General features: G+C 56.2%; 12 protein-coding genes. 5 read left to right on the top strand and 7 right to left on the bottom strand.

Translation table 11 applies throughout. The annotated features are described in order from the left end of the window. Positions 1–15: 15 nt before the first annotated feature. The 4 genes from GRI41_RS05700 to hppD form a co-directional block, all read right to left on the bottom strand. On the bottom strand, positions 16–921 hold the full coding sequence (locus GRI41_RS05700; RefSeq protein ID WP_160603780.1) for a mechanosensitive ion channel family protein: 906 nt from the start codon (positions 919–921) through the stop codon (positions 16–18). Positions 922–1,004: 83 nt separating this feature from the next. Continuing rightward, positions 1,005–2,045 carry a hypothetical protein gene (locus GRI41_RS05695; protein WP_160603779.1) on the bottom strand — a complete coding sequence of 347 codons (1,041 nt, stop codon included), beginning with the start codon at positions 2,043–2,045 and terminating at the stop codon, positions 1,005–1,007. 199 nt (positions 2,046–2,244) lie between these two features. Then, on the bottom strand, positions 2,245–2,814 hold the full coding sequence (locus tag GRI41_RS05690; RefSeq protein WP_160603778.1) for a VOC family protein: 570 nt from the start codon (positions 2,812–2,814) through the stop codon (positions 2,245–2,247). Continuing rightward, complete coding sequence (hppD, locus tag GRI41_RS05685; RefSeq protein ID WP_160603777.1) at positions 2,811–3,917, bottom strand: 4-hydroxyphenylpyruvate dioxygenase; 1,107 nt, start codon at positions 3,915–3,917, stop codon at positions 2,811–2,813. The genes GRI41_RS05690 and hppD overlap by 4 nt, the downstream gene beginning before the upstream one ends. Before the next feature lie 161 nt (positions 3,918–4,078). Here hppD and GRI41_RS05680 point away from each other — a divergent pair, with 161 nt between their 5' ends. The 3 genes from GRI41_RS05680 (at position 4,079) to GRI41_RS05670 (ending at position 7,077) form a co-directional block, all read left to right on the top strand. Then, positions 4,079–4,399 carry an FtsB family cell division protein gene (locus GRI41_RS05680; RefSeq protein ID WP_235901059.1) on the top strand — a complete coding sequence of 107 codons (321 nt, stop codon included), beginning with the start codon at positions 4,079–4,081 and terminating at the stop codon, positions 4,397–4,399. Positions 4,400–4,555: 156 nt separating this feature from the next. Then, a complete protein-coding gene (gene pdhA, locus GRI41_RS05675; RefSeq protein WP_160603776.1) occupies positions 4,556–5,695 on the top strand; it encodes a pyruvate dehydrogenase (acetyl-transferring) E1 component subunit alpha in 1,140 nt (379 codons plus the stop codon). 2 nt (positions 5,696–5,697) lie between these two features. Beyond that, on the top strand, positions 5,698–7,077 hold the full coding sequence (locus tag GRI41_RS05670; protein ID WP_160603775.1) for a pyruvate dehydrogenase complex E1 component subunit beta: 1,380 nt from the start codon (positions 5,698–5,700) through the stop codon (positions 7,075–7,077). A gap of 63 nt (positions 7,078–7,140) precedes the next feature. Here the strand turns inward: GRI41_RS05670 and GRI41_RS05665 are convergent, their stop codons facing one another. Genes GRI41_RS05665 through GRI41_RS05655 form a run of 3 tightly spaced genes read right to left on the bottom strand, consistent with a single transcriptional unit; the run spans position 7,141 to position 10,705 of the window. After that, the gene (locus GRI41_RS05665) at positions 7,141–8,211 is read right to left on the bottom strand and encodes a hypothetical protein (protein ID WP_160603774.1); all 1,071 of its coding nucleotides are present in this window, start codon (positions 8,209–8,211) and stop codon (positions 7,141–7,143) included. Then, positions 8,211–8,798 (bottom strand): TadE/TadG family type IV pilus assembly protein, encoded by a 588-nt coding sequence (locus GRI41_RS05660; protein WP_160603773.1) that lies wholly within the window; start codon positions 8,796–8,798, stop codon positions 8,211–8,213. Before GRI41_RS05660 ends, GRI41_RS05665 begins: the two co-directional genes overlap by 1 nt. Beyond that, a complete protein-coding gene (locus GRI41_RS05655) occupies positions 8,795–10,705 on the bottom strand; it encodes a Tad domain-containing protein (RefSeq protein WP_160603772.1) in 1,911 nt (636 codons plus the stop codon). Before GRI41_RS05655 ends, GRI41_RS05660 begins: the two co-directional genes overlap by 4 nt. Positions 10,706–10,934: 229 nt before the next feature. Between GRI41_RS05655 and GRI41_RS05650 the strand changes: the two genes are divergently transcribed. Together GRI41_RS05650 and GRI41_RS05645 are read left to right on the top strand one after the other, a co-directional pair. Continuing rightward, a complete protein-coding gene (locus tag GRI41_RS05650) occupies positions 10,935–12,845 on the top strand; it encodes a pilus assembly protein TadG-related protein (protein ID WP_235901058.1) in 1,911 nt (636 codons plus the stop codon). Continuing rightward, on the top strand, positions 12,845–13,459 hold the full coding sequence (locus GRI41_RS05645) for a TadE/TadG family type IV pilus assembly protein (protein ID WP_160603770.1): 615 nt from the start codon (positions 12,845–12,847) through the stop codon (positions 13,457–13,459). The genes GRI41_RS05650 and GRI41_RS05645 overlap by 1 nt, the downstream gene beginning before the upstream one ends. Positions 13,460–13,474: the final 15 nt, after the last annotated feature.

The raw sequence follows: 13,474 nt of genomic DNA, 5'->3' as shown, positions 1-13,474 counted from the left end.
ATGGGCGGCGATTGCTTAGCTCTCGCTACCCAATGGGACCGCTTCCTTAAAGGTGTGCGTCACATATGGGAATGGAATTTCGATGCCTGCATCATCCAGTGCGCGCTTGATTGCACGGATCACCTTGTCGCGGCTTTCATGCATGTCGCGCGGCTTTGATCCTGCCCACCAGCGGACTCTGAAATCGACCGAGCTGGAATTGAATTCGCATGCGAAAACATCGATCCCCTTTTTGGTCAGCACACCGTCAACGGATTCGACCGCTTTCAGGATCACATCGGCTGCCTGATCGAGATCGGTGTCGTAGGACACGCCCGCAAGTATTTCATGGCGGCGTTCAATCTCGTCGGTCAGGATTTCAACCGGGTTCTTGAACAGCATGGAATTGGGGACCAGCGTCACTTCGCCGGACAATTTGCGCACATAGGTCTCGCGCAAGGTAATATGTTCGACCTTGCCGGTGATGCCATCGCATTCGATCACATCGCCGATCCGCATTTTTTCGCGCAGCATGATCAGCACGCCCGCAAGGAAGTTCTCGAAAATGTCCTGAAACGCGAAACCGATTGCGACTGCGCCGATGCCGAGGCCGGCGATCAAGCTGGCAGGGGTAAGCCCGGGCATGACCACCGTAAGCGCGATCATCAATCCGAAAATCCAGATTGCCAGCTTTACAAGCGTGTCGATCAGGTTCTTGAGGCTTGGCCGCATTTCCGTCTTGCCGGTGATGCGATCTGCGATGCGAATGGCGAACTTGGCGACTATCCAAGTCACCAGCAGAATCGCGAGCGCAATCGCCATATTGGGCAATGCGCGGACAAGACTTTCGCCCATTTCTACAAGCTGGTCTTGCAGAGTGGCGAAGGTGTTGAGAGTTTTATCGAGTTCGTTAGTCGTTTGCGGAACTGTTTCGGCCTGCATGGAATCCCCTATTTCGGTAACCAACGGCAAATCGGCCAGTTGGTTCCGCAAGCTGTAAAATGAACCGCAATCTCGCGCCGGGCCTAGTTGGATTTCAATATATACACCGGGCCGATATCAACTGTCTTGAGCGCGCCACCAAAATGCAGCGCAAGCTGACCTTCTCCGGCGGCCAGTGCCCGCGGCGCCTTGGTGTTCACGCGGATAAGGCGCCATTTCCCGTTGAGAGCAATCTGGTTGTCGGAAAAGCCGTCATAGGGAGGCTTTGCTTCTTCGATCCGGATTGCAAACTGTGCTGGGGCAGCGGAACCATTATCGGCTGCGCTGCGCGCGGCAATCGCGATCAGCAGCTCATCGCCTTCAGCAATCGCGCCGGTCAGCGGAATTGCTGCGAACAGGTCATGCGGTTTGCTATTCGCTTTGGTAACAGTAAGCCGTGTCGCCTGTGTCCCGAAAATCGCGACATCGTCGAGCGCATTGAATTCACCCGCCGGCCCTTCGAAATGCCAGTTCGCTTTGGACGGGTCATTGATCAATGTCCCCGCACCTTGAAGCGAGGCCGGAAGCGTTGCAGACGGCGCGGGCTTTGGAGCGGTGGAAGTTGGCGCTGGTGCGGCTGCAATCGCTTTGGCGCCTTTGACAATAATCACCTGTCCGAATTCCAGCGTTTGTTTGGTTCGGCCAAACTGGATAACCGCGATGCCATCCTTGGTGCGCAATGTCTGTTCGACATCGGCGGTGACTTCGTACCAATCCCAATCCTTACCGATCGATAGCGTTTCTTCGCCGAAGCCGGGGAAGGGGGCTTCGTCTTTTTGGAAGCGAACACGCACAACCCCATTACCATCCGGCGTTCGTGCCGTGACCGTTCGGGCGTAGAATCCGATCGTTATGTCTTTGCCGGTTTCCGCCTTTTTGGTCAGCGGGAGCTTGATTCCGGCGGTGTAAATAAACTCCGACGCAGTCTTTACTTCGACACGCAGAGCTGCGCCACCACCCGGGATTGAAGCGTCGCGGACCGGTTCGTCTGCTATATCGCCATAGACTTCCCAGTCGATCACGCTGGGGTCATTAATCAACGTGCCTGGCAGCTGTGCATCGAGCGCACGAAGCTCGGCTGACATGCTTTTTTGTGCGTGTGCCGGTTGGCCTAAACCGAAGATTGAGAGCGCAGCTGCGAGAGCAACGGCGGTATTCCAGTTCCCAAACATGTGATCCAACTTCCCGTTCGTGTTCTGCGTTCGGCCTCTACAGGCGACTTTTTGTGAACGTTAACAATACGGGTTGCAAATCTCAAGTTTGAATTCGAACGGGAAAAACCGGTCAGCTGTTGCCGTGTTCCTGGCGAGCGATTTCGTGGAGCCAGTCTGCGTGGCGAGGGGCCTTCTTGGTCTCGCTCCACTCGTCGAGCATTGGCATCGCGACTTTCTTCAATTCCGCATATTGTTCGTTCGTGCCGATATCGGCAGCGAGCTCTACGCGGTGACCGTTGGGGTCAAAGAAGTAGATCGATTTGAAAATGCCGTGATGGGTCGGGCCCAACACATCGATGCCCAGGCTTTCGACATGCGCTTTGGCCGCCAGCAATTCTTCTTCCGATGCGACCCGAAAGGCCAGATGCTGCACCCATGCCGGTGTGTTTTCGTCGCGGCCCATTTCGGGTTGATTGGGCAGTTCGAAAAAGGCGAGGATGTTGTTGTTCCCGGCGTCGAGAAACACATGCATGTAGGGATCATACTCGCCCGTTGAGGGGACATGATCTTCCGAGAACGCCGATGTGTATTCCATGCCCATCACACGCTGGTACCATTCGACGGTCTCTTTGGCGTCTTTGCAGCGATAGGCAGCGTGATGAACGCCGCCCAGTTTGATCGGGTGTGACGACTTGCTCATTCCGCTGGCTCTACTTGATCGACTTTCAACGCGCCGCGATTGATCTGGTCGCGCTCCATGCTTTCGAACAGCGCTTTGAAATTGCCTTCGCCAAATCCTTCATCGCCTTTGCGCTGGATAAATTCGAAAAACACAGGGCCGACCTGTGCCTCGGCAAATATCTGCAGCAGCAAACGCGGCTGTCCGCCTTCCGTCGTTCCGTCCATCAGGATGCCGCGCATCTTCAGCGCATCAACATCTTCGCCGTGACCGGGCAGACGCTCGTCAAGCATTTCGTAGTAGGTTTCCGGCGGGGCGGTCATGAAGGGAACGCCGAATTCTTTGAGACGGTCCCAGCAGGCGACCAGATCATCGCAGATCAGGGCAATGTGCTGGATGCCTTCGCCATTAAATTCGCGCAAGAATTCTTCGATCTGGCCTTTGCCGCCTTCGCCTTCTTCGTTCAGCGGGATGCGGATTTTGCCGTCAGGCGCGGTGAGCGCTTTCGATGTCAGGCCGGTATATTCGCCCTTGATGTCGAAGAAGCGGATCTCGCGGAAATTGAACAGGCTTTCGTAATAGTCCGCCCAATAGGACATGCGGCCATTGTAAACATTGTGAGTGAGGTGATCGATGATGTTGAAGCCGGCGCCGACGGGGTGCTTCTCGACACCCGGCAGATATTCAAAATCGATGTCATAAATCGACAGGCCATTGCCATCTTCATCGGCATAGCGGTCAACCAGATATAGGATGGCGCCGCCGATGCCGCGAATGGCCGGAATGCGCAGTTCCATCGGGCCCGGATCGTTGGCGACCGGTTCCGCGCCTTGCGCGATCAAATGATCATAGGCTTTGACTGCGTCTTTGACGCGAAACGCCATTCCGCATGCGCTTGGGCCGTGTTCGCGGGCAAAGAACCATGCGGCGGAGCGGGGCTCGTAATTGGCGATCAGATTGATACCGCCCTGACGCCAAAGATCGACATCTTTGCTGCGATGTTTGGCGACCAAAGTGAAACCCATTGCTTCGAAAACGGGTTCGAGCTGACCCTTTTCCGGGGCACAAAATTCAACGAATTCAAATCCGTCTAGTCCGGCAGGATTTTCAAAAAGCTCTGTCATTATTCACTCCATCTCAATATAGTTTCATATGTAACCACTTTCGATGTAGAGGTCAAGCTGGCCGAGTAGGGCACGCGTCTGGACGCAGAATTTGCTCCCCTCGACCAGATAATTGAAATTAATGCTTGAATCGGCGAATCAACTGTGATTCTAAGGGAATTATGACGTCTCAGGGACACAAGATTGCGCTGCCGAAAGAGCAGATGACACAGGGGCTGGCGCTTGCCTTGCTTCTGTTGCTTCTGGGGCTTGCGATCGCTGGCCCAAGCGGACTTCTGGCGTGGAATGAAAATCTGCAGCTGCGCGATCAGCGCCATGCGCAAATTGCCGCGCTGACCGAGGAACGCGATATTCTGAAGAACCGCGTCGGACTGCTCGATCCCAATAGCGCCGATCCCGATTTGGTCAGCGAAAAGTTGCGCAGCGACCTCAACGTTCTGCACCCTGATGAAGTGGTCTTGATCCTGCCAACGCAGGACTGAAGCATAGCGCCAACCCCGCCAAAACCTACAGAGATTTCGTATTCACGGGCGTTGCAGGCGTTGCGCCCGATGCGGCGATGCGGCTATAGCTGAGCCATTAGAGCGCAACGCGCATCCTGCCTCCCCAGGCCCCAGATCAGTTGAGGAATATCCGTTTTGGCAAAACCCGCCCGGACCCGCAAACCCACTGCGAAAAAGACCACAAGCAAGAAGACACCGGCAAAGAAACCTGCCGCGAAGAAGAAAGCCGCGGCCAAGGATGCAGCGCCTGACGATGACTTTGCTTTGCACAGTCTGCAGGACGCGCATGAGAAGTCGCCCCGCTATGATGCCAGCGACGAAGAGCTGCTGACTTTCTACGAGCAGATGCTGCTGATCCGCCGGTTCGAGGAAAAGGCCGGCCAGCTATATGGGCTGGGCCTGATTGGCGGTTTCTGTCACCTCTATATCGGGCAGGAAGCGGTCGCGATCGGCCTGCAAAGCGCGCTCGACAACGACAAAGACAGCGTGATCACCGGTTACCGCGATCATGGCCATATGCTCGCATACGGTATCGATCCCAATGTCATCATGGCGGAATTGACTGGCCGCCAAGCCGGTATTTCGAAAGGCAAGGGCGGCTCGATGCACATGTTCTCGACCGAGCATAAATTCTATGGCGGGCACGGCATCGTGGGCGCGCAAGTTGCGCTTGGCGGCGGACTGGCGCTGGCGCATCAGTATAATGACGATGGCGGTATCTGCCTTGCATATTTCGGCGATGGCGCGGCGAACCAGGGGCAAGTCTACGAGACGTTCAACATGGCGGCCTTGTGGAAGCTGCCGATTGTCTTTGTGATCGAAAACAACGGCTACGCGATGGGAACTGCGGTCAAGCGCAGCTCGGCCGAAACCGAATTTTACCGGCGCGGAACGGCATTCCGCATTCCCGGCATGGATGTGAACGGCATGGATGTGCTGGAAGTTCGCAATGCTGCCGAAGTGGCGTTTGAGCATGTGCGCAGCGGCAAGGGCCCGGTTCTGATGGAACTCAACACCTATCGCTATCGCGGCCACTCGATGTCCGACCCGGCGAAATACCGGACGCGCGAGGAGGTGCAGGAAAAACGCGATCACCATGATCCGATCGAAGGCATCAAGAAAGTGCTGCTGGAGCGCGGAAAGACCGAAGAGGATTTGAAAGCGATCGACAAGGCAATCCGCGCGCGGGTAGCCGAGTCTGCCGATTTTGCCGAAAACTCGCCCGAACCCGAACCGAGCGAACTCTACACCGATGTTCTGGTGGAGGAGTATTGATCATGGCAATCGAACTCAAAATGCCCGCTCTTTCACCCACCATGGAAGAAGGCACGCTGGCCAGATGGCTGGTCAAGGAAGGCGACGAAATTGCGCCGGGCGATATTATCGCCGAGATCGAAACCGACAAAGCCACGATGGAATTTGAAGCCATCGACGATGGCGTGGTTGGCAAGATCATGGTCGAAGAAGGGACCGAGAACGTCGCGGTCGGCACCGTGATTGCAATGCTCGAAGGCGAGGGCAGCGATGCTGCGCCTGCGCCATCTCCCGAAGCCACACCCGCTGATAAGGGGGAGGGCGAGGATGTCGGGCAAGAGCCCAGCAAGGCCGAGATTACCAAGCCGGTCAAAGCGAAGCCAAAACAGGATCCGGAAATCCCGCACGGCACCAATATGGCAACCGTCACCGTTCGCGAAGCATTGCGCGATGGTATGGCCGAAGAAATGCGCCGCGATGAACGCGTGTTTGTTATGGGCGAAGAAGTCGCCGAGTATCAGGGCGCCTATAAGGTGACGCAGGGCTTACTTGATGAGTTTGGCCCCAAGCGGGTGATCGATACGCCGATTACCGAATATGGCTTTGCCGGGATCGGGGCAGGGGCGGCGATGGGCGGTCTGCGTCCTGTGGTTGAATTCATGACTTTCAACTTCGCGATGCAGGCGATTGACCACATCATCAACTCGGCTGCGAAGACCAACTACATGTCGGGCGGCCAGATGCGTTGTCCGGTGGTTTTCCGCGGGCCCAATGGCGCCGCGAGCCGTGTGGGCGCGCAGCACAGCCAGAATTACGGACCGTGGTATGCCAGCGTTCCCGGTCTGGTAGTTATTGCGCCCTACGATTCATCGGATGCCAAGGGCCTGATGAAGGCGGCAATTCGGTGCGAAGATCCGGTGGTATTCCTGGAGAACGAGCTGGTTTACGGTCGCAGCTTCGAATTGCCCGAACTGGATGACCACGTTCTGCCCATCGGCAAAGCGCGGATCATGCGCGAAGGGTCAGACGTGACGATCGTCAGCTATTCGATCGGTGTCGGCCTTGCGCTGGAAGCGGCAGAGGAACTTGCGGGTGAGGGGATCGACGCGGAAGTCATCGATTTGCGCACCCTGCGTCCGCTCGACAAACAGGCAGTGCTCGAAAGTCTCGCCAAGACCAATCGTCTGGTGATCGCGGAAGAGGGCTGGCCGGTCTGCTCGATTGCGTCGGAGATTACCGCAATTTGTATGGAAGAAGGCTTTGACCACCTCGATGCACCGGTCATGCGCGTGTGCAACGAAGATGTGCCGCTGCCCTATGCGGCAAATCTCGAGAAGCTGGCTCTGATTGACACCGCGCGGATTGTCGAGACGGTGAAGAAGGTCTGCTACGTCCAGGACTAAATCGATGCGAGACCGGCGTGCTTGCTTGCGAATAGCGAGCCGGTGTCTGGCTGCACTATCGTTTTAGCATAGGAACGGCAGCAACGTACAAACCGTATCGTCGACTCCTCCGCCGCCACTGGAGCTGTTGTTCCCGCTCGAACTGTTGTTGTTGCCGCTAGAACCGTTGTTGTTCCCGCTCGAGCCGTTGTTGTTACCGCTAGACCCGTTGTTGTTGCCACTCGAGCCGTTGTTGTTGCCACTCGAGCCATTATTGTTCCCGCTCGAGCCGTTGTTGTTACCGCTAGACCCGTTGTTGTTGCCACTCGAGCCGTTGTTGTTTCCGCTTGAGCCATTGTTGCCAGTGGAACCGCCCGTGCTGGTCGAAGACGTGCTCGAGCTGGTTGTGCCTACATCCGGATTGTCGCTGAAGATCCAGTCCCAGCCGCCGGTATTGTGATGCTCTGGCGGGATTTCCTTGTAGGAATCATAGACATCGCAGCGCGCGATTTCATCTGGATCGGAATCGTCGCGCTGATAGATCTCCGACAAGTCCCGATTGGCGCGGACCTGAAATGCGGCGCGCGATTTGATGATGCGGTCAGAGATGAAGGCGTCGGTCACGATCGGTTGATAGTAATAATGCAGCTCGACGAACATCACCGCATCATCGGGCATGGCCGCGACTTCTTCACCCGGAGGGCCCATGCCAACGAAGCTGGGATCGCCTTTCCCGGTGTCTTGCACGCCATAGCTTGAACCGACCTGCATTCTGCCTTTGCAGCGCTGCCATGCGATATATTGCTGGTCGTTGTCGCTGCCCGGTTCGACTTGCAGGCTGCTGATGATCACACGGCCATATTCATACAGCGATAGCTGTTCGCCCGCCTGAATATCCGACCCGCGCAGCAGGTCATTGATATCGTGTTCGTAGATTTTCTGGTTGGACAGGGTGGAAGTGTCGCCAATGCGCGAGGCATTATCGGCGATCTGCATCGTCACCTGATTCACCCGCAAATGGGTAATTGCGAGATTGCCGGTTTCGAGGCCCCACAGTCCGGCCGTCAATACCAGCGGTGTTGCCATCGCGAATTCGGTCATGGCAACGGCATGTTTGCTGGAGGCCAGCCGCGAGAGAAGTTTGCGCATAGCCATTATGGGCAGTTCCCGATTGCCGAACGGTCTTTGGGATCGTCGAATGGCTGGTTGCGCAAAACCGTTGTCGCTGTGGTTTGCTGGAATGGCGATATTCCGATGAAAGGCGCGATGGGGAAGGCGCGGGGGTAGGAAATGGTGACGTTGTAAAGCACCGCATCGCGCGCGCCGCCCATACCCGCTTCACCCTGATCGCGGTCCCAAATGCCGTTGCCATTGGCATCTTCGAACGGCTCGCCCTCGTTACAAGTGCCGTCTTCGTTGACATCGGTGAAGGCTTCTTCCTGAGCAACGGCGGTGAAGCTGGCGTAAGCCTTGCGGTCGAATGTCAGGGTCGCGTGCGGAACCACGTCGTGCACAGCATCTGTGACCGCGCTATCTACGCCCTGTTCGCTCGCACCTTCCAGCGTGGATTCGCGCGCTGCCTGTTGCACCGCGCCGTGGAGCATCGAGTTCGCATACATATTGTAAGACAAGTCGAACAAGCCGAGGATCATCGTGAGCAGAACCGGCGCGATCAGCGCAAATTCGAGGATGGAAACACCCTGCTCGTCACGCCGCAAAGTTTGAAAAGCGCGCGCGATCATTGTGATATCCTCAAATCACCGATCGACTTCGCGATCGAGGTGAAAGCCTTGTTGAGCTCTTCCGCGCTGCTGGCCTCGAAATATTGACCATTGCCCGCACATTGCAGCATCGCATCGTTCAAATGCGTGCCGAACGCGATGACCCAGACGGTCACATTGCGCTTTTTCACTTCGGCACATGCTACGCTGAAACGCGCCTCGATCGTTTCGGCCAGCGTCAAGGCAGAGGATGGGTTCCAGCGGCGTTCGTCGAGTCCTTCAATGCCATAGGCGCCATAGGCCAGATCGAACGGTTCTGTCTGACCGTCGGTAAGGAAGATCAGATGGCGGGCACGGTCCGAACCGTCGGTATCAGTATTCTCGGCTGCATAGAGACCGGTGGGCGAGATGAGGCGTCCGCCCCAGATCATCCCGATATCGTGATAGGTCGCGCCATAGGGGGCGAGGGTGGACAGATAGGCATCCAATGCCTCTGCATCCATCGGTTGCAGCTTCTGTGCTCTGGCTGGGCAATCGGAAAACCACCATGTTCCTGTCGCTGCAAATGTCGATGTCGTGACGACTGGTTCTTTGGTGAACGAGCCGCTGCCCGAATTATAGAATGAGCGCGCGTAGATTACGCCGGGATTGGCCGGGCGCCACTGCGTATCGGTGTCACCAGGCGTCGGGACAGTGTCGAGGTCCAGATCGAGATTCTGCGTAAGATCGACATTGGTGTAATCGGTAATTTCGGTGGTCTTGCGCTCTTCGATGCAGCCTTCAAAGTCATTGCGCCAGTTGCTGACGTCGAAAGAAACCGGGCGATACTCGTATGTGTTTCGCTCATACTGGTTGTCGGATGTGACCCGGTCATAGGTTTGAATATAGTTTGTATCAGTAGACGACTGTACGATGCAGTTTTCGCCGCTCCGATACTGATGATACCGCGTGCCATTATGGGTCCGGCGATAGGTTTCGGTCACCGTCTCGCTGCCATCCGGATTGGTCACTGTCTCTGTAGAAACAAGTTGGTCTTGGTAAGTCCAAGTGTTCGGTGGAAGAGGATTGCCGCAGCTCCACGATCCTTCGGTGTCGCCTTCACTAGGCGTGAATGTCGCGTCGTATTCATTTATTGTGACCCACGGTGTTCTCAGGCCGCTGACATACTGCCAATTTCCATAGGTGGTACTGGGAGAGGATACAGTCTCGGTGCTGTCCACTACCCTGGATTGATAGGTCCAATCACTGACGACCCAGTCATTTTCAAGCAGATGGCCGACATTCACATTCGTCGCGTAGGGAACAAAGCCATAGCGAATTTCGCTCTCTGGTGACTTGGCGCTTTCCAATTGCGCGTGGAAGTTCCGGACAACGGCCTTTAGGCTTTCAATCCGCGACTGGGAGTCACCATCATTGGTGTGACGCATCGATCCGGTGACATCGAGCACCATCATCACATCAAGCTGGCGAACGCTGAGCAGCGCTTGACAATCGACCGATACCGGAACCCGATCAAAGCCGAAAACGGTCATGATGCTGGTCGGAACCTCGACCTCGGCATTGCCGGTGATCGCGTAATCTTCCTCCAGCGTCATCGTGAATTTGCGGTTCTCGGAACCGTAATTCCCGGACCGGAAGTTAAGATTGAAGAATTTCTGCCCCTGAGCTGCAACATCGCTCGGGATGTTGCCGGTTACCGCCGCTTCGGTGCCCAATTGTTTGCGCGCGGCCAGAACGCCCGCGTCGCATGCTGCTTGCAGCCGGCTAGAGGCCAGATAGGCGCGGCCCATATCGATCCCGCTGCCGACCAATCCCAGCAAGGGAAGGATCGCCGCTGCGAGCAACGCAAGGGTATTGCCCGACGGGTCTTTGGCCAGCCGGGTGAGAAAACCTGATGCGTTTTCGAAAGGGTCACTTTTCTCCAACATGCGCTGCGGATTAGCGGCAGGAGATGATGGCGCGGTAAATGCGCGTGGTTAACAACACCTCAACAAAATCAGGTGATTACCGTTCCGTTTCCGATTTTATATTTTGTTAATGCGTTGCCACTAATCCCGACGGCTCATGAAACGGGGCGAAATCTCAATGGCGCATCAAAACGGATCGAATTCCTGCAGGGGATTACTGCGTTTTCTGAACGATCAGCGCGGCAACATTATGCCTATGGCTGCAATCGGTATGATTGCGATGGCCGGCATGGTTGGCGGCGGCGTCGATGTTTCGCGCGCCTATATGGTACAGAACCGCCTGCAGAACGCCTGCGATGCGGGCGTGCTGGCGGGGCGCCGTGCGGTTGATGATGACGGTTTTGATACTCAGGCCAAAGCGCAGGCCGACCGGTATTTTGACACCAATTTCGACCAGACCACCGAAGGCACAACCGCCACGACTTTCACACCGACCACGCCCGATGGCGGGAACAGCGTAGAAGCAACCGCAACGACGCAGCTCAGCACCATGGTTATGCGGTTGTTCGGATTTAGCCAGTTTAACCTGTCCGTTAATTGCTCTGCCTCGATGTCTGTCGGCAACAGCGATGTGATGATGGTGCTCGACACCACGGGTTCGATGGATTGGACCATTGGAGGTTCGACCACTTCGGACGATTCCTTGCGCCGGATCACCTATCTGCGCGCAGCGATGAAAGATTTCTACGATACTGTCGCCGCGGCCCAGTCCGGCGGCAATTCGCGCGTTCGCTATGGCTTTGTACCTTACAGCCAGTCGGTAAATGTCGGCCAGCTGCTTTATGACGAAGACCCAAGCTACATTGTTGATAGCTGGACCTATCAATCAAGAGAGCCGGTCTACGACGTCGAGGAAACGACCACCACGACCGGGTGGGAACCCCCAGTTTACACCAGCAGCGAAGGGTACACAGATACCAGTTCTGGCTCTTGGTATTACTATGATGGTGTCCGCTACCGCGACAGCGACGATTGCGAAGACGACAAGCCCAACGATACCTCCTGGGCGAACCACGGCGGCTCCAACACGAGCACGTCGCAGGAAATTAACAGTGCCGGTCAGCGCGTAACGACGACCACCACGTCGCAAGAACAGCGCCGCACCGATTATGCGTGCTACCGGTACCGCAGCAACAGATACTACATCATCTATCGGACCCAGGAACGCAGCTACGATCAAAATTCGATTGCTACCGAAGATCCGATCACCACGACAACCAGCACGACTGTGTTCGACAAGTGGAACTATACACCTGTCACATATGACACCAGCACCTACAAAACCTTCTCGGCAGTAACGACGCCAACAGGAACAGATGGTGCCGCGCAATCGTCAACCTGGGCAGGGTGCATCCAGGAACGCGACACGGTGGCGCAAGACACGTTCAGCTACTCAAGCGTCAACGGAATTACGCCACAAGCTGCATACGATCTGGACATTGACACCGAACCGAACGGCAGTGCGGGAAGGAAGTGGCGTCCGCTGTGGCCGGAGATTTCCTATTACCGGACCACCAGCTCTTCGAACCGCTACTACTCCAGCGCAAATTCGAGTGACTATGGTGACAAGACCTCAGAGGCGTGCCCTGTAGCGGCGCAGCTTTTGACAGTGATGTCGGAATCCGAATTTGATGCCTATGCGGACTCGCTCGATCCTCAGGGTTCAACCTATCACGATATCGGGATGATCTGGGGCGCACGGCTTTCGTCGCCAGATGGTATCTTCCAGTCCAACGTGTTGTCATCCGCTGCAAATGGCGGTGCGGTGGCGCGCCACATCATCTTCATGACGGACGGTCAGATGTCGACCAACACCGGTTCGCAAACCGCGTGGGGTGTGGAATGGCACGATCGTCGCGTGACCGATGACGGCAGCAGCAACAACAATGATCGCCATTCGGCAAGGTTCCTGGCCGTCTGCGAAGCTGCTAAAGCCAAAGGTATTCGCGTTTGGGTTATCGCTTTCGCCTCGGCATTGACGACCAATCTCGAATCCTGCGCTTCGGCTGACAGCGCGTTCCCTGCGGCCAGCGCATCGCAGCTGAACTCTGCTTTCCAGGAAATCGCCAAGGACGTCGGCGAATTGCGGGTGGTTCAATAATGACTATTCGTACTGCCAATACCGGCCTTCGCGGGCTGCTGACCAACCTGTCGAAGGACCAGCGCGGGACCACCGTGATGGAATTCGGGCTGATGGTGACCGTCTTCATGACGCTGTTGCTCGGCCTGTTTGATTTGGGCCAGCTTGCCTACGCCAATGCGATTCTCCGCGGTGCGACGCAGGATGCTGCGCGCGATTCCTCGCTGGAAACCGGGAATACGACTACCGCGGATGCGGCGGTGACCTCGATCATTCGCACAGTTGCGCCTGACGCGACGGTAACGTCGAGCCGGGTTAGCTATTTTGACTTTGAAGATGTCGAGCGCCCGGAATCATGGAACGACGAAAACGACGATGGCAGCTGCAATGATGGCGAAGCCTATGTCGACGAGAACGGCAATGGCAACTGGGATTCGGACATTGGTGTGTCCGGCAATGGCGGCGCGGGCGACGTTGTAATTTACACCGTTACCGTGACCTATGACCCGCTGTTTCCCAATCCCTTCCTGCCAGGCGGTGCGAGAGCTCGAAAAATCACCTCTTCAGCAGTGAAGAAGAACCAGCCTTTTGCCGACCAGGCAAATTATGGCTCTGATGCGGGGATCTGTGACTAATGCCTAAGAAGCTGT

It is taken from the genome of Pontixanthobacter aquaemixtae, assembly GCF_009827395.1.
Taxonomy (GTDB): Bacteria; Pseudomonadota; Alphaproteobacteria; order Sphingomonadales; family Sphingomonadaceae; genus Pontixanthobacter; species Pontixanthobacter aquaemixtae.
The sequence above is the reverse complement of the archived record's forward strand: the minus strand, read 5'-3'. Positions and strand labels throughout refer to the sequence as shown.

Bases quoted from the DNA above. Each gene is read 5' to 3' on its own strand.
- GRI41_RS05695 (WP_160603779.1), bottom strand. From the start codon at position 2,045: ATGTCAGCCGAGCTTCGTGCGCTCGATGCACAGCTGCCAGGCACGTTG.
- GRI41_RS05655 (WP_160603772.1), bottom strand. From the start codon at position 10,705: ATGTTGGAGAAAAGTGACCCTTTCGAAAACGCATCAGGTTTTCTCACC.
- GRI41_RS05645 (WP_160603770.1), top strand. From the start codon at position 12,845: ATGACTATTCGTACTGCCAATACCGGCCTTCGCGGGCTGCTGACCAAC.
- GRI41_RS05660 (WP_160603773.1), bottom strand. From the start codon at position 8,798: ATGATCGCGCGCGCTTTTCAAACTTTGCGGCGTGACGAGCAGGGTGTT.
- hppD (WP_160603777.1), bottom strand. From the start codon at position 3,917: ATGACAGAGCTTTTTGAAAATCCTGCCGGACTAGACGGATTTGAATTC.
- GRI41_RS05690 (WP_160603778.1), bottom strand. From the start codon at position 2,814: ATGAGCAAGTCGTCACACCCGATCAAACTGGGCGGCGTTCATCACGCT.
- GRI41_RS05700 (WP_160603780.1), bottom strand. From the start codon at position 921: ATGCAGGCCGAAACAGTTCCGCAAACGACTAACGAACTCGATAAAACT.
- GRI41_RS05670 (WP_160603775.1), top strand. From the start codon at position 5,698: ATGGCAATCGAACTCAAAATGCCCGCTCTTTCACCCACCATGGAAGAA.
- GRI41_RS05680 (WP_235901059.1), top strand. From the start codon at position 4,079: ATGACGTCTCAGGGACACAAGATTGCGCTGCCGAAAGAGCAGATGACA.
- GRI41_RS05650 (WP_235901058.1), top strand. From the start codon at position 10,935: ATGCCTATGGCTGCAATCGGTATGATTGCGATGGCCGGCATGGTTGGC.
- GRI41_RS05665 (WP_160603774.1), bottom strand. From the start codon at position 8,211: ATGGCTATGCGCAAACTTCTCTCGCGGCTGGCCTCCAGCAAACATGCC.